This is a genomic window from Bradyrhizobium amphicarpaeae, from assembly GCF_002266435.3.
Classification (GTDB): domain Bacteria; phylum Pseudomonadota; class Alphaproteobacteria; order Rhizobiales; family Xanthobacteraceae; genus Bradyrhizobium; species Bradyrhizobium amphicarpaeae.
This window is the reverse complement of record NZ_CP029426.2, coordinates 1-25,608: the sequence shown is the minus strand read 5'-3', so window position 1 is coordinate 25,608 and position 25,608 is coordinate 1. Positions and strand designations below refer to the sequence as shown.

The following is a 25,608-nucleotide window of genomic DNA, read 5'->3' as shown; positions in this document are numbered from 1 at the left end:
TGTGGGACGGTGCATTGCGTGCCGCTTGTCCCTATATTCCGGCCGATCCGATCGCCCCAAAATGATCGTTCGAGGAGTAACGCCATGACCCCGCCCGCTGCCGCACGCGCCACGCAAGCCACCGCCACCCTGCGCGACCGGTTGAAAGACCCGGCGCTGCTGAAGGAGGCCTGCTATATCGACGGCGCCTGGGTCGGTACGCCGGTGTTCGCGGTAAACAATCCCGCGACCGGCGTCGAGCTCGCAAAAGTGCCGCAGCTTGGTGCGGACGACACGACCAAGGCGGTCGAGGCTGCGCAGCGCGCCTTTCCTGGCTGGGCCAAGCACACCGCCAAGCAGCGTTCCAACATCCTGCGCAAATGGTTCGAACTGATCATCGCCAACCGCGAGGATCTCGCGCTGATCCTCACCTCCGAGCAGGGCAAGCCGCTCTCCGAGGCGCTCGGCGAGGTCGACATCGGCGCGGCCTATATCGAGTTCTTCGCCGAGGAAGCCCGCCGCGTCTACGGAGAGACCATTCCGACGCAGCGGCCCGACGCCCGGCTGCTCGCGATCAAGCAGCCGATCGGCGTCTGCGGCGCGATCACGCCGTGGAATTTCCCCAACTCGATGATCACGCGCAAGGTCTCGCCGGCGCTCGCCGCCGGCTGCACCGTGGTGCTCAAGCCCGCCAACGAGACGCCGCTCTCCGCGCTGGCGCTGGCCGTACTCGCCGAGAAGGCCGGCATTCCCAAGGGCGTGCTCAACATCGTCACCGGTGACGCGCCGCCGATCGGCAAGGTGCTGTGCGAGCATCCGGCGGTGCGTTTCGTCGGCTTCACCGGCTCGACCGCAGTCGGCAAGATCCTCTACCAGCAAGCCTCCGTCGGCGTGAAGCGGCTCGGTCTCGAGCTCGGCGGCAACGCGCCCTTCGTGGTGTTCGACGACGCCGATATCGACGCCGCGGTCGAGGGCGCCATCGTCTCGAAATATCGCAACATGGGCCAGACTTGCGTCTGTGCCAACCGCCTCTACGCCCAGGACAAGATCTACGACGAGTTCGTGCAGAAGCTGTCGAAGAAGGTTGCCGCGATGAAGATCGGCGACGGCACGGAATCCGGCGTCACGCAGGGCCCGCTGATCAACATGAAGGCGGTCGACAAGGTCGAGCGCCACATCGCCGATGCCGTCAAGCGCGGTGCCAAGGTGGTGACCGGCGGCAAACGCAGCGAGCTCGGGCGCTCGTTCTTCGAACCGACCGTGCTGGCCGACGTCAAGTCGGACTCGCTGGTGGCGCAGGAAGAAACCTTCGGTCCGCTGGCGCCGGTGATCCGCTTCAAGGACGAAGCCGACGTGGTCGCAATGTGCAACGCCTCGCCGTTTGGCCTTGCGTCCTACTTCTACTCCCGCGATCTCGGCCGGGTCTGGCGCGTCGCCGAGGCGCTGGAATCAGGCATGGTCGGCGTCAACACCGGCCTGATCACCACCGAAGTCGCGCCCTTTGGCGGCGTCAAGGAGAGTGGCCTGGGGCGCGAAGGCTCGCATCACGGCATGGAAGAATATGTCGAGATCAAATACGTGATGATGGCGGGAGTGTAGCCGCCAGCGTCGCTTGACGCAGGTCAAGAGGCCTCAGGCGAGACCGCCTAATTTGGGGCGCGCGGCATCATAGGGATGGTGCGCGCCCAGGATTTGCGGCTCAGCTGATGCTGACGAGGAGTTCTTTCTTTCCGGGTGAGAAGCAGCTTCTCGGCCGCTTCTGGCAGAGCGCCTCGGGATACTGGCGCGGACCCTCCGCCTGGACGGCCTGGCTCCTGGTGATCGCGTTGATCGTCAACGTCGTCCTCCAGCTCCTGACGCAATATGGTCTGAACTTCTGGAATCGGGATTTCTTCAACGCCGTCGGCCGGAAGGATCAGGCGGAGCTGTTGTTCCAGGCGCTTCGATTTCTGCCGCTGGCGGCGGCAAGCATCGCCTTGACCGTGTTTTCCGTGTGGGCGCGCATGACCCTGCAGCGGTCCTGGCGCGAGTGGCTGAGCAACCACCTCTATGCTGACTGGCTGACGGATGATCCGCCTCCCGGACGCAGCTCCATCGAGGGACATCACGAGGCGCCGGAATATCGCATTGCTGAAGATGCCAAGGTGGCAACGGACTTCCCGATCGATCTGGTCACCGGTCTGCTTCAATCGGTGCTCACGATCGGAACCTTCGTCGGCGTGCTGTGGTCGGTCGGCGGCAGCTTGGCGGTCGAGTTCGACGGCATCAGCTTTGCGATTCCCGGCTATCTCGTCCTCGCGGTGATCGCATATTCCGCGCTGCTGGCGATCGGCATCTGGCTGACAGCCGGCCGGCTGACCCGGGTCATCGAGGAAAACAAGCGCATGGAAGCCGAGCTGCGGGCGATCGGAACCCATGTGCGCGAGACCCGCGAAGGCAAGTTGGAGCAGGGGCCCGGCATCAGCGACCGTCACGCCGTCGGCGCCGCCTTGAAGGCCGTGATTGCCATCTGGCGGATCTATTGCTGGCAGTTGATGCGGATGACGCTGGTGACTTACACAGGACTTCTGGTGACGCCGGTGGTCGGCCTGCTGCTCTGCCTGCCCAAATATCTCGACGACACCATAACGCTCGGCGAGGTGGTTCAGGCGTCGGCAGCGTTCGTCGTTGTCCAGACCGCATTCAACTGGTTCACGGACAATTATGCCAAGCTTGCGGAATGGACGGCCTCCGCCAACCGGGTTGCCGAGCTTCTGCTGGCCCTGGATGCCGACCGCGCGCCCAGCGCCTGACGCCGGCCATCGCCGGTTCGAAACGCTGTCTGCTAGATCTTCAGCTCCGCCCCTGTCACCCGCCGATACGCTTCGAGATATCTCTTGCTGGTCGCATCGACCACGCTCGCCGGCAGCGGAGGCGGTGGGGCGTCGCCGTTCCAGCGGCCGGCGCGGCGCTCGACGTCGAGATAGTCGCGCAACGGCTGCTTGTCGAAGCTCGCCTGCGGTTGGCCGGGCTTGTAGGCATCGACTGCCCAGAAGCGCGAGGAATCCGGCGTCATCACCTCGTCGATCAGGATGATGCGGCCGTCCTTGTCGCGGCCGAACTCGAACTTGGTGTCGGCGATGATGATGCCCTGCTCGCGGGCGAGCTCCTCGCCGAGCGTGTAGATCGCGCGCGTCATGCTCTCGAGCGTATAGGCGACCTCGTCGCCTACGACCTCACGCATCTTCGCGATGGTGATGTTCTCGTCATGACCGGTCTCGGCCTTGGTCGCCGGGCTGAAGATCGAGGGCTCGAGCTTTTCGCTCTCGACGAGGCCCGCCTTCAGCTTCTCGCCCGCCAGCGTGCCGCTGGCGGCATATTCCTTCCAGGCCGAGCCGGAGAGATAGCCGCGGATCACGCATTCGATCGGGAATACGGTGGTGCGCTTGCAGAGCATGGAGCGGCCGAGAAGCTCGGCGCGGTGCGGCTGCAACGCCGGCACGGCCGCGATGATCTCATCGGTGTCGGCGCTGATCATGTGGTGCGGCACCACACCCTCGAGCTCGTTGAACCAGAACGCGCTGATCTGCGTCAGCACCGCGCCCTTCATCGGGATGGTCTCACCCATCACGACGTCGAAGGCGCTGATGCGGTCGGTGGTGACGAGCAGCAGGCGGTCGTCGTCGACGGCGTAGATATCGCGCACCTTGCCGCGCCCGAGCTTGGTCAGGGGCAGGTCGCTGGAGAGCATGGCGGTCATTGGCAAGGCTTTCAAAGACAAGGCGATCGGGACATCCGGCCGCGCCTGAGAGCATGGCCGGACGCCGGATTAGCCTATTCCGGCAGCGGAATGAACTCATGTTCCTGCGGAACTGCGGCGAAACGGCCGGTTTTCCAGTCCTGCTTGGCCTGCTCGATCCGCTCCTTGCTGGAGGAGACGAAATTCCACCAGACGTGGCGCGGACCTTCCAGCGCATCGCCGCCGAGAAACATCATCCGGGTGGGCTTCAAGGCCTTCACGGTGATGCGGTCGCCCGGACGGAAGATCAGCAGCCGCGGCGCCTCGTAACGCTCGTTTGCGATCTCGACCTCGCCATCGACGATATAGATCGCGCGCTCCTCATGATCGGGGTCGAGAGGCACGCTCGCGCCGGCGGCGGCGGTCACTTCGGTATAGAACCAGGGCGAGACCATTTTCACCGGCGAGGTGACGCCGAACGACGAGCCTGCGATCACCTTCGCGGTGAAGTCGCGCTCGGAGATAACAGGCAGATCGCCCGAGCCGTAATGTTGGAATGACGGCGCGATCTCCTCCGATCCGGCCGGCAGTGCGATCCAGCTTTGCAGGCCAAGCATCTTCTGGCCCGAGGCGCGCTGCACATCGGGCGTGCGCTCGGAATGCGCGATGCCGCGCCCGGCCGTCATCAAATTCATCGCGCCGGGCTGGATTTCCTGGACGTTGCCCTCGCTGTCACGATGCATGATCGCGCCGTCGAACAGATAGGTGACGGTGGCAAGCCCGATATGCGGATGCGGCCGCACGTCCATGCCCTTGCCGGAGACGAATTGGACCGGTCCGAAATGGTCGAAGAAAATGAAAGGCCCGACCATCTGCCGCTTGCCGTGCGGCAGCGCGCGCCGCACCGCGAACCCGTCGCCGAGATCGCGCGTGCGCGGCACGATGACGAGATCGAGCGCATCGCAGGACATGGGATCGCCGAGCACGGGATCGTTGGAGGGTTGCCAGCTCATGGTGAATTCCTTCTCTCTTGCGGCGATCCTAACACGATTTGACGGCCTCCGTCGCGCCGCCGCCGCAACGCCGCGACGGTCTATTTGCCGTCATCGCGCGATATCGGCGAGACCAAATCCGGAAACAGGAGCGGGTGATGGTTTCTCTGATATGATCCATCTTGAAATGCGCCGCCTGACGAAGGATGTTCGGTTGATGTCAACCGCGACCGATCGCATCACCCGATGACCCTTGCGGCAACAGAGCTCGCCTTCCGCGCCGCCAGCGTGGCGCTGCTGCTGATGCTGGCTGCGTCGCTGGTCTCCGATTTCCGCAACGTGCTGGCGGCCCGTCTCGCCACCGCCTTTGCCCTCGGTTCGGCCGCGCATGCGGCGAGCTATTCGGTGGACGTGACGTCGCCGATCCCGCTCCTGCACGCGCCGCTGATCGCGCTGTCGACTGGCGACATCGTGGTGTTCTGGCTGTTCACACGCTCCCTGTTCGACGACGAATTTCGCCTCCGCTGGTGGCACGGATGCATCTGGGCGCTGGTGGTGGCCTTCAGCTTCGCAGGCTGCGTCTGGATTGCGCCCAGCGGCCATGTGCGGTTCTCGGTGACGGTGGTCAATCTGATCGTGCTCGGTTTCATCGCGCTCGCGGTCGGGCAGATGATCGCCTCCTGGCCGGCCGACCTGGTCGAGCGCCGCCGCAGCGCTCGTGTCTTCGTCGTCTGCGCCGTCGCGCTCTATGGCGGGCTGAACGCTGTGCTCCAGATCGCCGCCGCCGGCTACCACGTCGGCGCTGTCGCCGAAACCGTCAATGCCGGCGCGCTCACCTGTACTGTTGCAGCGATCGTCTATGCCATGATGCGCGTGGACGGAGCGGACCTGTTTCCGGCCACGGTGGAGCCCGAACCATCGGTTGTTTTCAGTCAGCCTGCGACCGAGGATGCCGCCGACCAAAAGCTTATCGACGCCCTGATGCGCCTGATGGCGGACGAGCGGATCTATCGCCACGAGAACATCACCATCGGGGTGCTCGCTGGCCGGCTGAAAATCCCGGAATATCGACTGCGCCGGTTGATCAACCAGCGGCTCGGCTACCGCAACTTCAATGTGTTCCTGAACAACCACCGCATCGAGGAGGCCAAGGCCGCGCTGGCCGATCCCGCCCAGGCCGAGGTCCCCGTCATCACCATCGCAATGGACGCGGGCTTCCAGTCACTGGGGCCGTTCAACCGCGCCTTCAAGGCAGTGACCGGCGTGACGCCGACGGAGTACCGGCGGCTGAAAGTGAACGCGGTCTAGATTTTTAAATCACTGTAATCACAGCAATATTTCGGAATCGGCGAGCGCGCTGCGGTTTCAGGCAGGCCAATTTCCAAATCCGGCGAGCATCCACCGTCCGCGTGCCGCTTCCTCCTGCCACGTTCCCAGCCGGAGAAAGCCCGTGACCCGCCGCCGCAAGATCGTCCTCCTCACCACCACCATCGTCTGCGCCGGCCTTGCGCTCGGTGCCGCCCGGGCCCGCGACGTGCCCAGGGTCGCGACCGGCTTCGTGGCCGGCATCCTGTGCTCCGAGACATTCGTCTCGGGCTTGGATCCACAACCCAACTTTGCCGAGACCACCGACGCCATGCCCGGGACCGGTCTGATCACCTGGGCGATGGACTACCGGGTCGACCGCGTACGCAAGGACGTCACGGTAACGCTGTTCGGCATTGGCCGCAGCCATGCCGTCTATCGCGAAGGTCTCGGCTGCACGCTCGACCATGGCGCTGCACTCGCCGACGTGGCGGTGCCGCCCGCCGACGACAGGCCGCCGGCATTGCTGCCCGAGATCGCCGGTCCTGCGATCGTGTCGCCGCAAACCGAGGAACTGGCCGCCGCGCTCGACCGCGCCTTCACCGAACCCGCACAGCCGCCTCACCGCCGCACCCGCGCCATCGTCGTGATGAAGGCCGGCCGCGTCATCGCCGAGCGCTACGCCGACGGCATCGGACCGGAGACACAGCTGCTCGGCTTCTCCATGACGAAGTCGGTGATTTCGGCGTTGACAGGCGTGCTGGTGCGCGAGGGGAAATTGAAGCTCGACGGGCCCGCGCCCGTCGCGGCTTGGGCAAATCCGGATGATCCGCGTCATGCCATCACCGTCGATCAGTTGTTGCGGCACACTGCGGGCCTTGCGCTTGGCAGTTCGTTAGAGGCCTCGCTTGGCTCGGCCTTCGAGCCGGTCAACCGCATGAAGTTCGTGGAGGCTGACATGGCCGCCTATGCCGCGAGCATCCCGCTCAAGACCGCGCCCGGCACGGCGTGGAACTATCATGACGGCAACACCCTCATCCTCTCGCGTCTGATCCGCGTTGCTGCGGGCGGCAGTCCCGCAGACGCGCTGCGCTTCGCGCGCCGCGAACTGTTTGTCCCGCTCGGCATGCGCCATGTCACGCTCGAGCTCGATGGCTCGGGCACGATCGAAGGGTCGAGCGAGATGCTCGCGTCCGCGCGCGACTGGGCGCGTTTCGGCCAGCTGTATCTCAATGACGGCGTCGCCGGCGGCAAACGCATCCTGCCGGAGGGCTGGGTGAACTATTCCGCGACGGCCACGCCGAATGCGTGGGTCGGTATCGGTGCCGGCTTCTGGACCAATCAGGGCGACAGCTTTGGCGCAAATTTTCGCATCGAGCACGGCTGGCCGCGCGATGCCTTCTTCGCCAAGGGCACGATCGGGCAATACACCATCGTCATCCCCTCGGAGAAGCTGGTGATCGTGCGGATGGGACGCTCGCCGAACTGGCCGCCGCAAGTCGACGGCGTGTTCGATCTCGTGCGCGACGTGGTGGCGGCAACGCGCGAGAAGGGAAAGATGGCGGGGGCGGATTGAGAGGAGTGGAGCGCTCTTCTTCCCTTCTCCCCTTGTGGGAGAAGGTGGCGCGAAGCGCCGGATGAGGGGTTGCTTCTGTGGAATTCAACTGCGTGAAAGTGCTCGCGGAGATATACCCCTCACCCGTCTCGCCGCTACCGCGGCGAGCCACCCTCTCCCACAAGGGGCGAGGGGAAGAGAGCGCAGCTGTCTCGCTGCTACCGTCCCAGCTCCGTCGCCTGCGCCACGCGATCGAACCGCTCGAGCGTCATGATCGCATCCGCAAACTTTTCCGCCCGCGCATTCAGCACCGGCCGGGCCAGCGTCAGGAACTTCTGCTGCATCGCTTGCGCGTCCGGGAACGAATTCGGCTCGCCGGAGGGATCGGCATAGAGCCGCTCATGCACGCCGTCCTCGGTGGTGATGCTGACCCGCGCGCCAAAGGGGTGCGTGCGGCCGACCTCCAAGCGGTCGTCCTGCACCACGTCGAACTTGTCGGCGAGCGCGTCGATCGCGGCATCGCCAAGGCGGCTATAGTCGTCCCAGCCGAACGATCCCTGGTCGAGCGCGAGCGCGCCGGTGAAGAACATCGAGAACTGGCCGCCGACGATCGAGCTCGGGTGCCGCTTGGTCGCGGCATCGCCGGTCAGCGTGATGCCGTTGCGATGCAGTCCGATCTCGACGCGCTTGACCTGGTCTGGCGTCAGATTGTGCTCGCGTCGCATCGCGATCAGCGCGTCGATTGCGGCATGGGTGTAGCGGCAGCTCGGATACGGCTTCACGCCGATCTTCATGGTCTCATAAATGTTGCCGAGTCCGGCGACCGCCTTGTCGGGATGCGGATCGTCGGTATAGCCGGCGAGCAGGCCGTGCTTGCCTTCGACCGATTCGGCCGAGCCGACGAAATCGTTGCGCGCGAGCGTCGCGGCGATCACGCCGTTCATCGCGGCTGCGCCGACCTGGTAGCGCTTGTTCCAGGCGCCGTTGACCAGGAATTGCAGCGAGCCTGCGGCCTGGCTGCCGGAGACGCCGAAGGCCGCGATGATCTGCTGCTCGGAGAGGCCGAACAGTTTTCCGGCCGCAGCCGCCGCGCCATAGGTGCCCGCGGTCGCGGTCGGGTGGAAGCCGCGCGCATAATGCGAGGTCGGATCGAGCGCATTGCCGAGCCGGCAGCAGACCTCATAGCCCGCCACGATCGCGGTCAGCACGTCGCGGCCCGACGCGCCGACCATCTCGCCGACGGCGAAGGCGGCAGGAACCACCGGTGCGCTCGGATGCAGCGAGGAATCGGCGTGGGTGTCGTCGAAGTCGAGGGAATGGCCGAGCGCGCCGTTGAGCAGCGCCGCGACCGCCGGGGTCCAGGTGTTGGTGTCGCCGAACACGGTGGAATAGCCCTTGGTGTCGAGCGCGAGCGCCTCCAGCATCTTCAGGATCGATGGGGTCGATTCCGCCTCGCTGCGGGCCCGGATCGCGCTGCCGAGGAAATCCAGCGTCAGCACTTTTGCGCGATCGAGCACCTCCGCGGGAATATCCTGGTATTTCAGGTTGAAGACGTAGGCAGCGAGCGTTGCGGTTTCGTGGGCCATCGTGTTTCCTCGTTTTGGCGCGCAAGTTAGGCGGGCTGATTTGGCCTTTCAAGCGGCCTTGCGACCGCGGGCATCAGCCATGCTTTTGCCTGGCTCGACAGGGGACCGGGACATTCGATGAAGGCACTCGCAACGCAGCTGTTCGACCGGGTCTGGTCGCGTCGGACGCAGATGGGGCTGGCGGTCCGGGTCACGGTGGCGGCCACCGCTGCCTACGCGGTTGCTACCGCGCTGCACCTGCTGTTGCCGCTCTGGGCGGTCCTCACCTCCATCATCGTGACCCAGATGAGCGTCGGACGCTCGCTGAAGGCGAGCCGCGACTACATGCTCGGCACCATCGGCGGCGCGATCTATGGCGGCGCCATCGCGATCTTGATCCCCTATTCCGGCGAGCTGGGCCTTCTGGGCTTGCTGGTGCTGGCCGTCGCCCCGCTTGCCTTTGTCGCAGCGATCTATCCGAATCTGAGCTCTGCAACGGTGACCGCCGTGATCGTGCTGGTGCTTCCGACCATGCATCATGCCGATCCCATGACTTCGGCGATCGACCGCGTCAGCGAGGTCGGGGTCGGCGCCGTCACGGGATTGCTGGTCTCGTTCCTGGTGCTGCCGTCACGCGCGGTACGGCAGATCCGTGCCAGTGCGGCGATCCTGCTCGAGCTGATTGCGGACGCCTTCACCGAGCTGCTCGCGGGCCTCACTCGCGGCCGCGACAACGACGCGCTGCACTGGATCCAGGACGGCATCGGCACGGCGATGGTCGGGCTCAATGCGATCGGCGCGGAAGCCGAGCGCGAGCGCGCCGCGCGGCTGTCGAGCGGGCCCGACACCGGTCCGCTGCTGCGAACGGTTCTGCGGCTGCGTCATGACGTCGTGATGATCGGCCGCGCCACCGTGGTGCCGCTGCCGATCGAGGTGCAGACCCGGCTTGCAGCGCCGCTGACGGAAGTCTCGACCGTGATCGCGCGCTTCCTGCGGTCGGCCGCGGCGGCGTTGCGCGAGGGCGCCGGCGCGCCGCCGATCCATCCTGTCCACGTCGCGCTTCAGCACTATGCAGAGGCGGTCGCCGCCGTGCGCCAGGACGGCCTGATCCGGGGCCATGCCGGCGACACCGCCGAACGTTTCTTCGCGCTCGGCTTCTCGCTGGAGCAGATGCACCAGAATCTCTGCGACCTCGACCGCGTCGTCGGCGAATGGTCGGAGGCAGCGGCGGGCAAATCTGTGCGTGTGGCGGAGTAAGCTACCGCTTCGCCAGCCCCTTGCCCTGCATGCGCCAGAGCAGGAGGTCGATGCGGTCCTGGCCGAAGAACGGCTCGCTCTCGAACACGAAGGTCGGCACGCCCCAATGGCCTGAGGCGGCGTGGTCCTTCTCGTTCTCCGCGATCACCTGCTCGTAGCGATCCGGATCCGTGCTGATCGCTGCATCCATCGCGGCGAGATCGAACCCCGCGCTCTCGGCGGCGCGCGCGAGGTGATCGCCTTCGTTCCAGCCCGCCACCGAGCCGTCCCACAGCACGGGCGCAATCGCAGACGTGAACTGGAGCGAGCGGCCCTCGAGCTGTGCCATGGCCGCGAGCCGCGTCAGGCGATGGATGTAGGGCTGTTCGGCCGCGACCTCGAGCGTGGTCATGTCCTGCACGATCGGATCGGGCCGCGGAAAGCGGAACGGAATGTTCTGGTATTCCGCCACGCGGGTAGAATCGCGCACGACATAGCGCGCGAATTGCGGATTGGCCTTCTTGAAAAAGCCAGGCACGCGCACCGCCAGCGGATAGACCGGCCGCAAATTGACGTCGAGATCGTAATCCGTGACCAGCTCGCGCGTCTTGGGCAGCGCGAGGTAGCTGTAGGGACTGCGGAAAGAGTAGAAGAGATCGACTTTCATCGTCATCGGGCCGGCTCCGTGATGCGCCCCATCATGCTGCGAACGACCAGCTTGTGAAAGGGCATGATGAGCCTGAGGTAGGTTCGGCCGAGGAGATTATGCGTCCGCACCAGCGTGGTCGAGGTCACCTGCCGGTTTGCGGCAGCGCCGGCAACGTCGACCACGATACGGAAATCGAGATGAGAGTCGTCGAACCCCGCCACCAGCCGCTCCGGCGTTTCGTCGATGACAGGAAACAGTCCGATCACACCATGCGGCGCCGGAGCGCCTTCGCCTGACGTCTTCAACCCGAAGGGCGTCACCAGGATGTTGCGCAAGCGCAGCAGCGCATCGATCCACCGGGGCCCGTCCAGCACCATTCTGGAGCAGGCCTCACGGGCGTTGATCGCGCTCGCGCCGACATCCACGCGAAACGCGTCGATGAACTGCGCGCCGGACAGCAGCATGTCGGCTCGAACCTCGGGAGTGACTTCGCGGACTTTCGTACTCATCCAGCCAATCTGCGCGTCAGCATTTGGAAGCGCAAGATCAACAATCCGGCATAGACGAAGGTCCCCACCGAGAATCCGACCCAGATGCCGACCGCGCCGAGCCCGGTGTGGAATGCCAGCAGCCAGCCGGTGGGAAAGGCGATTCCCCAATAGCCGATCGCGGCGAACAGCAGCGTCATCCTGGTGTCGTTGATGCCGCGCAGCGCGCCGCCCATGATGGTCTGCAGGCCATCGGCGATGAAGAAGGTGCTGCCGACCAGCAGCAGCGTTGCGGTCAGCGCCACCGTCGGTGCGCTGGCTTCACCACGGCCGAAAAACAATCGTCCCAGCTCATAGCGGCCGAGCACGATGCCAATGGTCAGGGCCGTGACCAGCGTGACGCCTAGCCCGACAGCGGCCAGCCCTGCGCGCTTCACTGCGGCGGAATCGCCACGTCCGTAGGCGTGACCGACCCGCACCGTCGCCGCCATGCCGATCCCGAGCGGCACCATGAACAACACGGCGGTCATTTGCAGCGCAATCTGGTGCGCGGCGATCGCCGTGGTCGAGATCAGTCCCATCAACAGCGCCGCGGACGAGAACAGGCCATATTCCAGCAGCAGCGAGAACGAGATCGGCGCGCCGACCGCGATCAATTGCCTCATCAGGGCCCAGTCGATCCGCCAGAGATGGGCGAGCGGGCGGTAGTCCACAAACGGCTTCCGCCACGCTGCGATGGCCATCGTTGCGACGAAGGTCCCGAGATTGACGATCGTGGTCGCAAGTCCGGCGCCGAACAGACCGAACTCGGGCAGGCCGAACAGGCCGTGGATCAGGACGTAGACGAGAACGGCATTGACCGGGATCGCAGCCACTGTGATCCACAGCGGCGGCTGCGGACGGTTCACGGCGCTCATCATGCTGCGCAGTGCGATGAAGCCGAGCGCCGGTGCAATGCCCCAGGCGAGACCGTTCAGATAATGCTGCGCCAGCTCCGCCATCTGCGGCGCCTGACCGAGCGCGATCAGGATCTGCTTGCCATAGAGCGGCGAGGCCATCATCGGCAGTGAAATCAGCAACGCGGCCCATAATCCCACGCGCAAGGAGCCTCGGACACGCCTGACGTCGCCGGCGCCGAACGCCTGCGCGGCTAGCGGCGACACCGCCGACATCAGCCCGAGCCCGAATGTGAAACTGACGAAATAGACCGTATGCGCCAGCGCCGCCGCGGCCACCGAATCCTCGCCGAGCCGTCCGATCAGCGCGAGATCGGTCGTGATCATCGCGATCTGCCCGAGCTGGGTCAGCATCATCGGCACAGCCAGCCGCAGCGTCTCGACGAATTCTTCGGCGAGATGGTTCTGCGGCACGCCGGCTTGCGGCTGCGATTGATGTTGCGAGGTGTCGAGCATGGCGGGGTGCTTAGCACGGGGAGGTGCCAAAAACATGGCCCGTGTTTCCCTCGCCCCTCATCCGGCGCTTCGCGCCACCTTCTCCTACAGGGGAAGAAGGAAAGGTCTGGTAGAGTGGGCAAAGGCGCATTTGCGCCGTGCCCACCATCTCTCCAATATTGCTACAGAAGCGTGGGCACGCTTCGCTTTGCCCACCCTACGAGACTGGGCGCTTCGCATCACCTTCTGCCACAGGGCAGAAACCGCCTCAGCCCTTGCGCTCCGGCACGCGCTTGATCTTCGCGCCCAGCGCGTTCAGCCGTTCCTCGATTCGCTCGTAGCCGCGCTCGATCTGGTCGGCATTGTTGATGGTGGAAGTGCCCTGCGCGCACACGGCGGCCAGCAGCATGGCCATGCCGGCGCGGATGTCGGGCGAGGTCATGGTCGCGCCATGCAGGCGGCTCGGACCTGCGATGATCGCGCGGTGCGGGTCGCACAGCACGATGCGCGCGCCCATCGCGATCAGCTTGTCGACGAAGAACATCCTGGATTCGAACATCTTCTCGAACATCAGGATCACGCCCTCGCATTGCGTGGCGGTGACGATCGCGATCGACATCAAATCGGCCGGGAAGGCCGGCCAGGGCTGGTCTTCCAGCTTCGGCACGTGGCCGCCGAAATCGTCCTGGATCTTCAGCGTCTGGTTCGACGGCACGATCAGGTCGTCGCCCTCGACGCGGCAGACGATGCCGAGCCGCTCGAATCCCATGCGGATCGAGCGCAGATGCTCGACGCCGGCGCGGGTGATGCGCAAGGGCGAGCGCGTCACGGCGGCAAGCCCGATCAGCGAGCCGACCTCGATATGGTCAGGCTGGATCCGGTAGGTCGTTCCGCCCAGCGTCGCAGGACCATGGATGATCATGGTGTTGGTGCCGATGCCCTCGATCTTCGCACCGAGCGCGACCAGGAAATTGGCGAGATCCTGCACATGCGGCTCGGAGGCCGCGTTGCGCAGATAGGTGACGCCGTCGGCGGCGACCGCCGCCACCAGCGCGTTCTCCGTCGCGGTGACGCTCGGCTCGTCCAGGAACACGTCGGCGCCGGCAAGCCGGGCCGCGCGAAACTCCAGCCGGTCGGTCGCGGTGACCTTGGCGCCGAGCTGCTCCAGTGCCAGCACATGTGTGTCGAGCCTGCGCCGGCCGATGACGTCGCCGCCGGGCGGCGGCAGCATCACTTCGCCGCAGCGCGCGAGCAGGGGGCCCGCGAGCAGGATCGAGGCGCGGATGCGCACGCACAGCTCGGGGTCGAGATCGGCGGCGCGGATGCTCTTGGCATGGATGTGCAGCGTATTGCGCGCGGTCCATTCCGCGGACGCGCCGACCGAGCGGATCAGCTCGACAAGCGTCTCGGTGTCGCGAATGCGCGGCACGTTCTCCAGCGTCACCGGATGCTCGGTGAGCAGCGCCGCGGCGATGATCGGCAGCGCGGAGTTCTTGTTGCCGGACGGCTCGATCGAGCCCGAGAGCCGGTGACCGCCCTCGACGATGTACTGGATGGGCGCCAAATGGAGTCTCGCTGTCCTGATGGGTGGGCTGTTTCGGGCGGAAACTACAGAGAATCGCGCAGGGGAGCAATTCCGCACTTGTTGCGGCGGAAGGCCACTCAGCGGCCGAAAAAGCCCCTTTTCGGACCGGCGTTTAGAACAGACCGATGATATTCGCCACCACATAAAGGATCACGATCAGCATCAGCACGCCCATGGCCAGGAAGGAGATTTCGACGGCAATGGCGCCGGCCCCGAGCGCGGCCGCGACACCCGCCAGGAGCCTCTCTTCGCGAAACACGAGGGCGAGGACCGAGAGCAGGATGGCAAGCAGGCCAAGCGCGATCGCCGCGATCGAGGACGCCTCGCTCAATTGGCTTCCCGTCGACTTCTCCCGCGGCGGGGCCTGGTACTCGACGCCCTTGACGCGCGCGATCAGGCGATCCTTCAAGCGATGGCCGGTGTCGACAATCACTTTGTCCGCCGGCGGTGGCGGATACAGCACCGGCACGACCCAATGCGGCAACACGGCCGCGATCAGCGCCAGCACGCCGACGATGCTGCCGATGATGCCGAGCCGGCGGGAGGGGAGAGCGGAACTGGTTGCTGCAGAGGCGGTCATGGCACGAGGCTTCCCGGCCGGAATTGGCCTCGGGGGTCATGCCGTTTCGTCGCGATGACGGGTGGTGAGGTTCAGCCGACGTACACCCACGTCGTCATGGCCGGGCTTGTCCCGGGCATGACGACCATCCGATGCCAACGCCCTCAAATATCGATCGTCGCGCTGAGCGAGTGTTCCTGGATGAAGTCGCGGCGCGGCTCGACCACGTCGCCCATCAGCTTGGTGAAGATGTCGTCGGCCTCGTCGACCTCCTTGACCTTCACCTGCAGCAGCGAGCGCGCATTGACGTCCAGTGTCGTTTCCCAGAGCTGCTCCGGGTTCATCTCACCCAGACCTTTGTAGCGCTGCAGCGTGACGCCCTTGCGGCCGGCGTCGGTGACCGCTTCGAACAGGTCGACCGGGCCGTAGACCATGTGCTCGACGTCCTTGCGCCGCAGCTTGCCGGGGCGAGCATAAACGTCCTGGAGCTTCACGGTGTATTCGTCGAGCTTGCGTGCCTCGGCCGAGCCCAGGAAGGCATCGTCGATCACAGCGGCTTCCTTGACGCCGCGCACGGTGCGCTCGAACTGGAAACCCTGGCCTTCGACGTATTGGCCGACCCAGCCGCGTTCGACCTCGTCGGCGAGCGTGTCGAGGCGGGCGGCGATGTATTGCGCGGCCGCGGCGGCTTTCTCCGGGTCGCCGTAGATCGCCTTGTTCAGCACGCCCGTGATGGCGGCCTGCTCGATCACCTTGCGATTGTAGCGGGTGTGCAAGCTGCGGAGGATGCCGCGGACGGCGCGGGCATCGTCGATCAGCGAACGCAGGTCGCGGCCGGTGCGATCGCCGCCGGAACCCGGAATGTAGACGCAATCGTCCAGCCCGGTATCGATCAGATAATCCTCCAGCGCCCTCTCGTCCTTGAGGTACTGTTCGGATTTGCCGCGGTTGACCTTATAGAGCGGCGGCTGGGCGATATAGAGATAGCCGCCGTCGATGATGGCGGGCATCTGCCGGTAGAAGAAAGTCAGCAGCAGCGTGCGGATATGGGCGCCGTCGACGTCGGCGTCCGTCATCACGATGATCTTGTGATAGCGCAGCTTCTCGATCGAGAACTCGTCGCTGATGCCGGTGCCGAGCGCGGTGATCAGCGTGCCGATCTGCTCGCTTCCCAGCATCTTGTCGGGACGGACGCGCTCGACGTTCAGGATCTTGCCGCGGAGCGGCAAGACGGCCTGGAATTCGCGGTTGCGGCCCTGCTTGGCGCTGCCGCCTGCCGAGTCGCCCTCGACGATGAACAGCTCGGACTTTTCCGGATCCTTTTCCTGGCAGTCGGCGAGCTTGCCGGGCAGCGAGGAGACCGAGAGCGGGCTCTTGCGCGTCAACTCGCGCGCCTTGCGCGCGGCTTCACGCGCGGCGGCGGCCTGGATCACCTTGCCGACGATCATCTTGGCTTCGCCGGGATGCTCCTCGAACCAGGCCTGGAGCGCCTCGTTGAGGACGTTCTCGACCACGGGACGCACTTCCGAGGACACCAGCTTGTCCTTTGTCTGCGACGAGAATTTTGGATCGGGCACCTTTACCGACAGCACGGCGGTGAGGCCTTCGCGGCAGTCGTCGCCGGTCAGCGCGATCTTTTCCCTCTTGGCATGGGCATCGGCATAGCCGTTGACCTGGCGCGTCAGCGCACCGCGGAAACCGGCCAGATGGGTGCCGCCGTCGCGCTGCGGGATGTTGTTGGTGAAGCACAGCACGTTCTCGTGGTAGCTGTCGTTCCACCACAGCGCGGCCTCGACGCCAATGCCGTTGGCTTCCGCCCGCACCATGATCGGCGCCGGCACGATCGCCTTCTTGTTGCGGTCGAGATATTTGACGAACTCCTCGACGCCGCCGGAATAGTGCATCTCCTCGCGCTTCTCGACTGCGTGTCGCATGTCGGAGAGCGCGATGTTGACGCCGGAGTTGAGGAAGGCGAGCTCGCGCAGCCGGTGCTCGAGCGTGGCGAAATCATATTCGATGTTCTTGAAAGTCTCGGTCGAAGCCTGGAACGTCACCTCGGTGCCGCGTCGGCCCGGCGCATCTCCGACGACCTTGAGCGGTGCGACCGCATCGCCATGGGCGAATTCGATGTAGTGCTCCTTGTTGTCGCGCCAGATCCGCAAGCCGAGCTTGCTCGACAGCGCGTTGACGACGGAGACGCCGACGCCATGCAGGCCGCCGGAGACCTTGTAGGAGTTCTGGTCGAACTTTCCGCCGGCGTGGAGCTGGGTCATGATGACCTCGGCCGCGGAGATGCCTTCGCCCTTGTGGATGTCGACGGGAATGCCGCGGCCGTCGTCACGCACGGTGACGGAATTGTCGGCGTTGAGCACGACATCGACACGCGTGGCGTGGCCCGCCAGCGCCTCGTCGATCGCGTTGTCGACGACTTCGTAGACCATGTGGTGCAGGCCCGAGCCGTCGTCGGTGTCGCCGATATACATGCCCGGGCGCTTGCGGACGGCATCGAGACCCTTGAGCACGCGGATCGATTCCGCACCGTAATCGCTCGGATTGGAGAGCTCGTTTTCGGCAGCGGGCTGCCGAGCAGGTTCTGTCATGAGAGGCCTTCGAGATGTCGCCCGAATCAGCGGCGCAAAAGGCGCTGATTTGCGAGCTATTTGTGCCACGAAAGAGGGCTTGCGCCTAGCGCAAAGTATCTTCCGGCAACCCTTTGACTAGATGGGGTTTTTTGGCCGGTTTTCAAGGCGTCTGACGACCAATTTAGGGGGCTGCAAAAAGCCCGATTCGAGGGCGTGTTTCGGCGTTGAACGGCGTGGTTTTTGCGGGCTCAGGGAAAGGTGTTCCGAGGCGCCTTTCGAGGCATGCGCATGGCTTCGTCATGGCCATTGACGAAGCAGAGAGACCATGAGCGCGGCAGCCTCAATACATCTGCAGCGGCAGCACGTCGCCGCTCGGCCCCACCATGAGGCCCCAGGCGTCACCTGCGGCGACGGTGAGGGTCTCGGTGTGGGCCGGGCGCCCGGGCATGCGCAGGGCGTACTGATATGTACCCGGCGGAAGGTCGAGCATCGGGCCTTTCGGCGATTGCGGACCGCCGGCGCCGGCCGCGATCTTCACCGTCTGCTTGTTGATCGTCAGCGAGGCCTCCTTCGCCCCGATATTGCCGAGCATCAGCCTGGCCTGGCCGGGCTTCGGCATGATGTCGGCCTTGGCAGCGGCATCCGGATTTTTCTGCGCCAGACTGACCGTGGTCTCGCCCTTGGCGCGGCCGAGCTTGAGCACGGCCGGGCCTTGCGGCGAGGTGAAGTCGATCTGTGCGCGTTCGGCCGACACGGTCGCGCCGCCGGTTTTTTCCTGCCAGCCGAGCCTGGAAAGCTCAGTCCGGTAGAAGGCCAGGACATCGCCGAGCGGGGCCGGGATGCTGGCTGCCAGCTCGCGGCGGAACGGCGTCTCGCTCCCCGGCATCTTGGTGGTGGCGAGCGAGGTCGACGACCGCTGCGTCGGCACGGGGAGCTGGGATTCAGGATCGGGCTTGAGCGGCTCGGAGGATTTGGCCTGCACCTCCGCGGCGGCCGTCGGCTTCGCTGCGGCCATCACCAGCCCCGATCCGTCGGCGCGGACATTCACCTTCGGTCCCATCTGCATCACGGTCATCGAGATCGACTTGCCGCCCTTGGCGAATTCCATCACCGCCATGTTGGGCTGGTTGATGACGGAGGGCTGCTCCTTCCAGCCGGCGGGCTTGAGTGACGCGCGATAGAACGCGGTGAGCGCCTTGACGCTCGAGGTGGAGGAGAATTCGAGATGGCCGTCGTCGCCCTCGAATTTCACGCCCTCGGCGGTCTCGGGCAGCGGCACCGGCGTGCTGCTGCCGGCGAGCGCATTGAGCGGTGCATCGGACAGCGTGGCCGCCTGCACCTTGCGTCTCGCTTCGTCGGCGGCGATGAGCTGCCTGGCCGCACCTAACGCATCTCCCAGGAATTTCTCGTCGGCTTCCTTCTTCGCCTTGGCGCGGGCGGCGAGCGCGGATTCCTTCACCTGCGCGGTCAGGCTGACCATGGTGAAATCATATTTGCGGCCGAGCCGCAGCACGCCGGTTTCCTCGGCGTTGGAGATCTTGATGGCGACGTCGTCGCCAGGGGCGAGCGGCGCGCTGCCATCGTCCTGCCAGCCGCGCGCGGCGAGTTCGCGATGATAGAAGGCGAGCACCGCGGGCAGCTCGGCCATTGCGGCGACGCTCATTTCGCGTTTGTTGGAGCTTGCGCTGCCGAGGCCTCTGGTCCACTTGGTCGGGTTCGGCCGCGGCAGGCCGGCGACGTCGCTGTCCGCATTGAGATCGGCGGGCAGCGCGAAGGGTGCGATCCGGATCTCGACATTGGTGCGGCCGTCGTCGCGTCGCGTCAACGTCAGCATGACCGGTTTCTGCTTGTAGAACTGCGTCGTGTCGCCTTCGGGATGGTCGTAGAACGCGCGCACGCCATTCTGAACGGTCTCGTCGAGGCCGGCATTGGTCCAGCGCGCGGCCGTTTCCGCCGTGAGCTTGCGCCAGCCGATCGCTTCCATCCGGCTGGTGTAGAACTCGGAGGTCGCATCGAGCGCGCCGGGTGCAATGCAGCCGAGATAGGGCCTCGTGCCGTCGAACACGAGGTCGCTCGCGCCGTCGGGAAATGGCACGTTCGAATAGATTCGGTCGGTCTTGTAATACACCATGGATTGATCGGGCCGGCCGAGCGCTTGCGTGAAGTGAACGGACAGGCCCTGCCGTCCCTTCTTGAATTTCAACGTGGCGCTCTTCTCTTCCAGCGGCAGCACATAGGACACCCAGCCCTCGGTGTTCAGGAGCTTTCGCGCCGCCTGCGACGTCACGGCTTGCGGCGTCGGCACGCGATATTCGACGCGATAGGGATCGGGGCGCGAGGTGTCCTCCACCGCGCCTTCGAGCTGCGGCAACGCGTGGACGTCGACGATACCCGGGTCGGCGGCCGCCGCGACCCCGCAGCTCGCCATCAGGAACAGGCCGCATGCAAGCAGCCGCCAGCGTGCCGGGACCTGAGTCCCGCGCGTCATCCTCGACATCGTCACTTCTCCAGGGGCATGGCGTGCGCATCGGCTCGCGCGCGATTGCAGGCTGCGGCACCATCGGCGCGGCCTCTGACGAGAAGTCGCGGCTGGAACCCGTGAGGTTCAAAGATCGCGCAAGCCTCGATATGGCTGCGCCATGTAGCTGCTCAATACAGCTGGAGCGGTGGCCAGGCGTCGCCGTCGCGCCCGATCGTGAGCTCCCAGGTATCGCCGGCGGCAAGGTTGAGGACGTTCGTGGCCGCTGAATGGTTGGATACGGTCAGTTCGTAGGAATACTTGCCGGGCGCCAGATCCAGCGATACCGCATTGGTGCCGGCGGCGCGCTCGACCGTTCGTGCGTTGATCGTGAGCGCCGCTTCCCTCCCGCTGATATTGCTGAACACCAGTTTCGCCTGGCCGGGTTCGGGTGTGATATTGGCCCGGGTCGCCGCATCGGCGTTCTTCTGCACGAGATGGACCGAGGTGCTGCTGTCGTTGCGGGTGAGCTGCAGTGCGGCCGGCCTCAGCGGCGAGGTGAAGGCGAGCTGGACGTGATCGGTTGCGATCACCGCGCCATCGGGCTGTTCCTGCCAGCCGAGCTTTCCAAGCTCCTTGCGATAGAAGCGGAGGACGTCGCCGAGCTCTGCGGGCACGGTGGTTTCGAGCCGGGTGCGGAGCGGGGCTTCGACGCCGGGCATCACGGTGGTGTGGATTCCTCGATAGAGGTAGCGGGCCGGCGCGGGCAGCTGCGCATCGGGATCCGGCGCGAGCGCGGTCGAAAACAGCGGCGACAAATTCGATACCCAGGCCCCGGCGCTTGCCGCGAGCAGGCAGCTCGCAAACAGGGCGAGGCCGCACGCAAGAAGTTGCCATCGCGCAGGCGCTCTCGTTCCATGCCTTACCGTCGTCATGCCTACGCTCCAAGCATCGCGCGTGGGAAATCCTGCGCGATTGCACAACGGCGGCACCGTCGGCGCCGCTTCAGACAGCTAGTCGCTGATGGAACAGGGCGGGTTCAACCCGAAGGCCTAGCGTCGGGACGAGACCTGTCCGCTCTCGACGTCGAAGACTTCGCCTCCAGCGCCGATCTCGGTGAAGGCGGCCGGATCCGCGCCGGTCAGCCACACTTGCGCGCCAAGCTTGCGCAACTCGTCGAACAACGCGGCGCGCCTGCTGGGATCGAGATGGGCGACGACCTCGTCGAGCAGCAACAGTGGCACGATGCCGGTCATCTCGGCGACCAGGCTCGCATGCGCCAGCACCAGCCCGATCAGCAGCGCCTTCTGCTCGCCCGTGGACGCATCACGCGCGGGCATGCTTTTCGGCGCATAGATCACCTGGAGATCGGTGAGGTGCGGGCCGTCGGTGGTGCGGCCGGCGATGGCATCGCGCGGACGGTTGTCGCGCAATATCTGGCGGTAGCGGTCCTCGACCGACGTCGCCGTCTCCGTCAGCAGCGCGTTCTCCATCCAGCCGTCGAGCGCGATCTGCGCCGAGGGAAAGGCGGAGGCCTGCGCGCGCGCATTCAGCATGCCGGTGAGGCGCGCTGCGGTCTGGCCGCGCGTTGCCGCGACCGCGACCGCAAGCTCGGCGGTCTCGCGCTCGATCGCGTCGCACCAATGGTCGTCGTAATTGCGGGTTTCGAGCAGGCGGTTGCGTGAGCGCAGTGAGCGTTCCAGCGCGTTGATGCGGCTGGAATGCTCGCTGTCGATCGCCAGCACCAGGCGATCGAAGAAGCGCCGCCGCTCCGAGCCTGCGCCCATGAATAGCCCGTCCATCGCCGGCGTCAGCCATACCATGCGGATATGGTCGCCGAAGGCGGCCGCCGAACCCACCGGCTCGCGGTCGATGCGGCAGCGCCGGCTCACGGCGGCATCGGGCCGTGGCGCATCGATGCCGGTGCCGAGCGTCGCCAACCCCAGCGCGCCCTCGACCTGCGCCGACACCGCCCAGGAGCCGTCGCCCTGGTTGTCGGCGATGTCTTCCAGCGTGGCGCGCCGCAGGCCGCGTCCCGGCGACAGGAACGAGATCGCCTCGATGCAATTGGTCTTGCCCGCCCCGTTCGGCCCGACCAGCGCCACCATGTCGGCCGCCGTCTCGAGCCCCGCCGCCCGATAATTGCGAAAATGCGTCAGCGTCAGGCGATGAATGCGGGAGGGGGTCATGTTTGGGCTGCGGCACGCTCTGAGCCCTCCCCCCTTGTGGGGGAGGGTGGCGCCTCACGAAGTGAGGCGACGGGTGAGGGGTATCTTACCGCCCGGCAAGCTTTGCAAGGACGTCTTCCAACACAGAAGTGGGCTGCTGTAGCACCTCATTGTTCCAATAGCGCGCGATGGAAAAGCCTTCAGCGGAGAGGGCGGCGTCACGAGCGACATCGCGTTGTGATTCTGCGTGCTGGCTCCCATCGATCTCGATCACAAGGCGCTTCTCGAAGCAGACAAAGTCGAGAATGTAATTCCTGAACGGAACCTGCCGCCGAAATTTGAATGTGGACAGACGGCGGTCTCTCAGCAGGCGCCACATTGCGGCTTCGGCGTCCGTCGGTTCGCGGCGCATATTCTTCGCAAATTGGCGGAGAGGTCTGGGGACGGGCCGATGGGACGGATCCTGCGGCACCAACCCCTCACCTGATTGAGTTTGTTTCCGCCGGCGGAGCTGTCCTCTCCCACAAGGGGAGAGGACGCAACAACGTGCATCGCGATTTCGTCGAGAGAAGAAGAAGCCGCTGCCTCACACTCACACCCGCATCGGCATCAGCACATACAGTGCGCTCTTGTCGTCGCGGTCTTGCACCAGGGTCGGGGAGCCGGGATCGGCGAGCCGGAGTGTGGCGACGTCGCCTTCGATCTGGGAGGCGATGTCGAGCAGATAGCGCGAGTTGAAGCCGATATCGAGGGCGTCGGAGGCGTACTCGACCTCCAGCTCTTCGGTCGCGCTGCCGGAATCCGGATTGGTGACCGACAGCACCAGCTTGCCCGGCGACAGCGACAGTTTTACGGCGCGGCCGCGTTCGCTGGAAATGGTGGAAACGCGGTCGACCGCGTTCTCGAAGTCCTTCTTGTCGACGACGAGCTCCTTGTCGTTGCCCTGCGGGATGACGCGGCCGTAGTCGGGGAAGGTGCCGTCGATCAGTTTCGAGGTCAGCACGACGTTGCCGATGGTGAAACGGATTTTTGCCTGCGACAACTCGATCGTCATCTCGGCGTCGGCATCCTCGATCAGGCGCTGCACCTCGCCGACGGTCTTGCGCGGCACGATCACGCCGGGCATGCCTTCGGCGCCCTTGGGCTGCACCAGATCGAGCTGGGCGAGGCGGTGGCCGTCGGTGGCGACGCCGCGCAAGGTCGCGGCCTGGGGCGTGCCGGCGGCGTGCAGATAGATGCCGTTGAGGTAATAGCGGGTCTCCTCGGTGGAGATCGCGAACTGGGTGCGGTCGATCAGCCGCTTGACGTCCTTGGCGGCGAGCGAGAACGAATGCGACATGTCGCCGGCGGCCAGGTCTGGGAAATCATTCTCCGGCAGGGTCTGCAGCGTGAAGCGCGAGCGGCCGGCGCGGATCGCCAGCACGGCGCGGTCGCCGTCGGCCTCGAGCACGATCTGCGAGCCGTCAGGCAGCTTGCGCACGATGTCGTAGAACATGTGCGCCGGCACGGTGGTGGAACCCGCGGTCGCGGTTTCCGCCGGCAGCGTCTCCGTCACCTCGAGGTCGAGGTCGGTCGCCTTCAGCGACAATTTGGCGTTCTCGGCCCGGACCAGCACGTTGCCGAGGATCGGAATCGTATTGCGGCGCTCGACCACGCGATGGACATGGCCCAGCGACTTCAGGAGTTGCGCGCGTTCGACCGTAACCTTCATTGCACTACTCGCCCGATCCCAAAGAAAACACAGCGTTGGAAAAGCCGGGCGGCGGGACGCGCGCCACGGCACCGAAGACCCCGGAAAGCCCGATCATCCAGCCGATATGACCAAAGCCGTCAGGGTCGCGCAAGGTGGCGCGGAAAGCCATCCGTTTCAAGGGATTGCGGGGCAGTTCCCCACGATTTACCGCCCAAAACGCAGGCCGCCACCCGGGCGTGGCCTGGGTGGCGGGAGAATGGCGGGAGCTTAGGCGTTTATTCCTGAAGCTGGCGCTTCAGCGACTCCACTTCCTCGGACAGCGCAGTGTCCTTGGAGACCAGGGCCTCGATCTTGCGCACGGCGTGCAGCACCGTGGTGTGGTCGCGCCCGCCGAAGCGGCGGCCGATCTCGGGGAGCGAGCGCAGGGTCAGCGTCTTGGCGAGATACATCGCCACTTGGCGCGGGCGCACCACATTGGCGGTGCGGCGGGAGGAGAGCAGGTCGGAGCGGCTGACATTATACTGCCGCGCCACCACGCGCTGGATGTCCTCGATCTTGATCCGCTTCGGCTCCTGCGGCCGGACCAGGTCGCGCACCTCGTGCTCCGCCATCTCCAGCGTCACCGGCCGGTTGTTGAGCTTCGAGTGCGCCAGCAGGCGGTTGATCGCGCCTTCGAGGTCGCGGCCGTTATGGGTGATGGTGCGCGCCAGATAAAGCAGCACTTCCTCCGGCACCTCGAAGGTCGCATGATGAGCGCGGGCCGCGGCGACACGCGATTTGAGGATGCCGTGGCGCAGCTCTTCGCCGAGCGAGCCCATCTCGACCACGAGGCCGCCGGCGAGCCGCGAGCGGACGCGGTCGTCGAGGCTTTCGAGATCGGACGGCGGCCGGTCGGCCGCGATCACGACCTGGCGGCCGGCATCGATCAGCGCGTTCAGCGTGTGACAGAACTCGGCCTGGGTCGACTTGCCCTGCAGGAACTGCAGATCGTCGATCACCAGCACGTCGATGCCGCGCAGCGCTTCCTTGAAGGCCAGCGCCGTCTGCGTCTTCAGCGCGGCGACGAAGCCGTACATGAATTTTTCGGCCGTCAGGTACAGCACCTTGCGCTCGTTGCCGGAATTGCCGGCCCAGGTCACCGCCTGCAGCAGATGTGTCTTGCCGAGCCCGACGCCGGCATGGATGTAGAGCGGATTGAACATCACGGGATCGCCGCGGCGACCTTCCGCGACCTGACGTGCAGCCGCATGCGCCAGCGTGTTGGAGCGGCCGACGACGAAGCTTGCGAAAGTCAGGCGCGGATCGAGCGGCGAGCCGCCGAGCGCATCGTGATTGGCCGAGACCGGCGCGGTCGCGGTCGAACGCAGCTCCGGCGCGGGCGCGCGTCGCGTCTCGACCGGCGCGGGGGCTTCCTTCGGCTGCACCACCGGGCGCACGGCCGAACGCACCGTGAGGTCGATGCGATGCACTTCGGGCATTTCGGCCTGCCAGCACGACAGCACGCGTTCGGCATAATGCGCCTGAATCCAGCTCTTCAGGAACCGGGTCGGTACCGAGAGCCGCACGCTCTCCTCCTGCACGCCTTCCAGATCCATGCGCGCAAACCAGCTCGTGTAGACGTCTTCGCCAACGTTCGAGCGCAGCCGGCTCTTCACGCGTGACCAGCGATCCTGTTCCATTGTCAT

Annotated in this window: 21 protein-coding genes; 5 read left to right on the top strand and 16 right to left on the bottom strand. The window is 65.6% G+C overall.

The window, feature by feature from the left end; genetic code table 11:
- Window positions 1-84: 84 nt before the first annotated feature.
- Complete coding sequence (locus tag CIT40_RS00105; protein ID WP_094894368.1) at window positions 85-1,578, top strand: NAD-dependent succinate-semialdehyde dehydrogenase; 1,494 nt, start codon at window positions 85-87, stop codon at window positions 1,576-1,578.
- Window positions 1,579-1,685: 107 nt separating this feature from the next.
- The gene (locus CIT40_RS00100) at window positions 1,686-2,771 is read left to right on the top strand and encodes an SbmA/BacA-like family transporter (RefSeq protein WP_094894371.1); all 1,086 of its coding nucleotides are present in this window, start codon (window positions 1,686-1,688) and stop codon (window positions 2,769-2,771) included.
- A 32-nt stretch (window positions 2,772-2,803) separates the two neighbouring features.
- Here CIT40_RS00100 and CIT40_RS00095 read toward each other — a convergent pair whose 3' ends face one another.
- The gene (locus CIT40_RS00095; RefSeq protein WP_094894374.1) at window positions 2,804-3,718 is read right to left on the bottom strand and encodes a phosphoribosylaminoimidazolesuccinocarboxamide synthase; all 915 of its coding nucleotides are present in this window, start codon (window positions 3,716-3,718) and stop codon (window positions 2,804-2,806) included.
- A gap of 74 nt (window positions 3,719-3,792) precedes the next feature.
- The gene (locus tag CIT40_RS00090) at window positions 3,793-4,710 is read right to left on the bottom strand and encodes a pirin family protein (RefSeq protein WP_094894376.1); all 918 of its coding nucleotides are present in this window, start codon (window positions 4,708-4,710) and stop codon (window positions 3,793-3,795) included.
- 225 nt (window positions 4,711-4,935) lie between these two features.
- Between CIT40_RS00090 and CIT40_RS00085 the strand changes: the two genes are divergently transcribed.
- Both CIT40_RS00085 and CIT40_RS00080 read left to right on the top strand, forming a co-directional pair.
- Entirely contained in the window at window positions 4,936-5,997 is a 1,062-nt protein-coding gene (locus tag CIT40_RS00085; protein WP_094894379.1) for a helix-turn-helix domain-containing protein, read from the top strand.
- A 142-nt stretch (window positions 5,998-6,139) separates the two neighbouring features.
- Window positions 6,140-7,570, top strand: a complete 1,431-nt coding sequence (locus CIT40_RS00080) for a serine hydrolase domain-containing protein (RefSeq protein WP_094894380.1) — start codon at window positions 6,140-6,142, stop codon at window positions 7,568-7,570.
- 197 nt (window positions 7,571-7,767) lie between these two features.
- Here the strand turns inward: CIT40_RS00080 and CIT40_RS00075 are convergent, their stop codons facing one another.
- Window positions 7,768-9,135, bottom strand: a complete 1,368-nt coding sequence (locus CIT40_RS00075) for an MmgE/PrpD family protein (RefSeq protein ID WP_094894383.1) — start codon at window positions 9,133-9,135, stop codon at window positions 7,768-7,770.
- A gap of 117 nt (window positions 9,136-9,252) precedes the next feature.
- On the opposite strand from CIT40_RS00075, the gene CIT40_RS00070 reads away from it, so the two are divergent.
- Entirely contained in the window at window positions 9,253-10,371 is a 1,119-nt protein-coding gene (locus CIT40_RS00070; protein ID WP_094894385.1) for an FUSC family protein, read from the top strand.
- Window position 10,372: 1 nt separating this feature from the next.
- On the opposite strand, the gene CIT40_RS00065 is transcribed toward CIT40_RS00070, so the two are convergent.
- The 13 genes from CIT40_RS00065 to dnaA form a co-directional block, all read right to left on the bottom strand.
- A complete protein-coding gene (locus CIT40_RS00065) occupies window positions 10,373-11,023 on the bottom strand; it encodes a 2-hydroxychromene-2-carboxylate isomerase (RefSeq protein ID WP_094894387.1) in 651 nt (216 codons plus the stop codon).
- On the bottom strand, window positions 11,020-11,508 hold the full coding sequence (locus tag CIT40_RS00060; protein WP_094894390.1) for a DUF2867 domain-containing protein: 489 nt from the start codon (window positions 11,506-11,508) through the stop codon (window positions 11,020-11,022). Before CIT40_RS00060 ends, CIT40_RS00065 begins: the two co-directional genes overlap by 4 nt.
- Window positions 11,505-12,899 (bottom strand): MATE family efflux transporter, encoded by a 1,395-nt coding sequence (locus CIT40_RS00055; RefSeq protein WP_094894393.1) that lies wholly within the window; start codon window positions 12,897-12,899, stop codon window positions 11,505-11,507. Before CIT40_RS00055 ends, CIT40_RS00060 begins: the two co-directional genes overlap by 4 nt.
- A gap of 247 nt (window positions 12,900-13,146) precedes the next feature.
- On the bottom strand, window positions 13,147-14,442 hold the full coding sequence (gene murA / locus CIT40_RS00050; RefSeq protein ID WP_094894396.1) for a UDP-N-acetylglucosamine 1-carboxyvinyltransferase: 1,296 nt from the start codon (window positions 14,440-14,442) through the stop codon (window positions 13,147-13,149).
- Between the two features lie 133 nt (window positions 14,443-14,575).
- Complete coding sequence (locus tag CIT40_RS00045) at window positions 14,576-15,043, bottom strand: hypothetical protein (protein ID WP_094894399.1); 468 nt, start codon at window positions 15,041-15,043, stop codon at window positions 14,576-14,578.
- Between the two features lie 143 nt (window positions 15,044-15,186).
- Entirely contained in the window at window positions 15,187-17,622 is a 2,436-nt protein-coding gene (gene gyrB / locus CIT40_RS00040; RefSeq protein WP_094894401.1) for a DNA topoisomerase (ATP-hydrolyzing) subunit B, read from the bottom strand.
- A 322-nt stretch (window positions 17,623-17,944) separates the two neighbouring features.
- Window positions 17,945-20,101: a hypothetical protein gene (locus tag CIT40_RS00035; RefSeq protein ID WP_094894404.1), complete on the bottom strand. Its 2,157-nt coding sequence runs from the start codon at window positions 20,099-20,101 to the stop codon at window positions 17,945-17,947.
- Window positions 20,102-20,253: 152 nt separating this feature from the next.
- Window positions 20,254-20,997 carry a hypothetical protein gene (locus CIT40_RS00030; RefSeq protein WP_094894407.1) on the bottom strand — a complete coding sequence of 248 codons (744 nt, stop codon included), beginning with the start codon at window positions 20,995-20,997 and terminating at the stop codon, window positions 20,254-20,256.
- A 117-nt stretch (window positions 20,998-21,114) separates the two neighbouring features.
- The gene (gene recF, locus CIT40_RS00025; RefSeq protein WP_094894409.1) at window positions 21,115-22,251 is read right to left on the bottom strand and encodes a DNA replication/repair protein RecF; all 1,137 of its coding nucleotides are present in this window, start codon (window positions 22,249-22,251) and stop codon (window positions 21,115-21,117) included.
- An 85-nt stretch (window positions 22,252-22,336) separates the two neighbouring features.
- Window positions 22,337-22,702: an endonuclease domain-containing protein gene (locus CIT40_RS00020; protein WP_094894668.1), complete on the bottom strand. Its 366-nt coding sequence runs from the start codon at window positions 22,700-22,702 to the stop codon at window positions 22,337-22,339.
- Window positions 22,703-22,822: 120 nt separating this feature from the next.
- Window positions 22,823-23,941, bottom strand: a complete 1,119-nt coding sequence (gene dnaN / locus CIT40_RS00015; RefSeq protein WP_094894411.1) for a DNA polymerase III subunit beta — start codon at window positions 23,939-23,941, stop codon at window positions 22,823-22,825.
- Between the two features lie 4 nt (window positions 23,942-23,945).
- A complete protein-coding gene (locus tag CIT40_RS00010; protein WP_155526005.1) occupies window positions 23,946-24,092 on the bottom strand; it encodes a hypothetical protein in 147 nt (48 codons plus the stop codon).
- Between the two features lie 106 nt (window positions 24,093-24,198).
- Window positions 24,199-25,608, bottom strand: coding sequence for a chromosomal replication initiator protein DnaA (gene dnaA / locus CIT40_RS00005; RefSeq protein ID WP_094894413.1), 1,410 nt, complete (start codon window positions 25,606-25,608; stop codon window positions 24,199-24,201).

Bases quoted from the DNA above. Each gene is read 5' to 3' on its own strand.
- CIT40_RS00055 (WP_094894393.1), bottom strand. From the start codon at position 12,899: ATGCTCGACACCTCGCAACATCAATCGCAGCCGCAAGCCGGCGTGCCG.
- recF (WP_094894409.1), bottom strand. From the start codon at position 22,251: ATGACCCCCTCCCGCATTCATCGCCTGACGCTGACGCATTTTCGCAAT.
- CIT40_RS00065 (WP_094894387.1), bottom strand. From the start codon at position 11,023: ATGACGATGAAAGTCGATCTCTTCTACTCTTTCCGCAGTCCCTACAGC.
- CIT40_RS00070 (WP_094894385.1), top strand. From the start codon at position 9,253: ATGAAGGCACTCGCAACGCAGCTGTTCGACCGGGTCTGGTCGCGTCGG.
- CIT40_RS00090 (WP_094894376.1), bottom strand. From the start codon at position 4,710: ATGAGCTGGCAACCCTCCAACGATCCCGTGCTCGGCGATCCCATGTCC.
- CIT40_RS00100 (WP_094894371.1), top strand. From the start codon at position 1,686: ATGCTGACGAGGAGTTCTTTCTTTCCGGGTGAGAAGCAGCTTCTCGGC.
- CIT40_RS00030 (WP_094894407.1), bottom strand. From the start codon at position 20,997: ATGACGACGGTAAGGCATGGAACGAGAGCGCCTGCGCGATGGCAACTT.
- CIT40_RS00035 (WP_094894404.1), bottom strand. From the start codon at position 20,101: ATGTCGAGGATGACGCGCGGGACTCAGGTCCCGGCACGCTGGCGGCTG.
- CIT40_RS00095 (WP_094894374.1), bottom strand. From the start codon at position 3,718: ATGACCGCCATGCTCTCCAGCGACCTGCCCCTGACCAAGCTCGGGCGC.
- CIT40_RS00085 (WP_094894379.1), top strand. From the start codon at position 4,936: ATGACCCTTGCGGCAACAGAGCTCGCCTTCCGCGCCGCCAGCGTGGCG.
- CIT40_RS00060 (WP_094894390.1), bottom strand. From the start codon at position 11,508: ATGAGTACGAAAGTCCGCGAAGTCACTCCCGAGGTTCGAGCCGACATG.
- CIT40_RS00075 (WP_094894383.1), bottom strand. From the start codon at position 9,135: ATGGCCCACGAAACCGCAACGCTCGCTGCCTACGTCTTCAACCTGAAA.
- dnaA (WP_094894413.1), bottom strand. From the start codon at position 25,608: ATGACAATGGAACAGGATCGCTGGTCACGCGTGAAGAGCCGGCTGCGC.
- gyrB (WP_094894401.1), bottom strand. From the start codon at position 17,622: ATGACAGAACCTGCTCGGCAGCCCGCTGCCGAAAACGAGCTCTCCAAT.
- CIT40_RS00010 (WP_155526005.1), bottom strand. From the start codon at position 24,092: ATGGCTTTCCGCGCCACCTTGCGCGACCCTGACGGCTTTGGTCATATC.
- CIT40_RS00045 (WP_094894399.1), bottom strand. From the start codon at position 15,043: ATGACCGCCTCTGCAGCAACCAGTTCCGCTCTCCCCTCCCGCCGGCTC.
- dnaN (WP_094894411.1), bottom strand. From the start codon at position 23,941: ATGAAGGTTACGGTCGAACGCGCGCAACTCCTGAAGTCGCTGGGCCAT.
- CIT40_RS00105 (WP_094894368.1), top strand. From the start codon at position 85: ATGACCCCGCCCGCTGCCGCACGCGCCACGCAAGCCACCGCCACCCTG.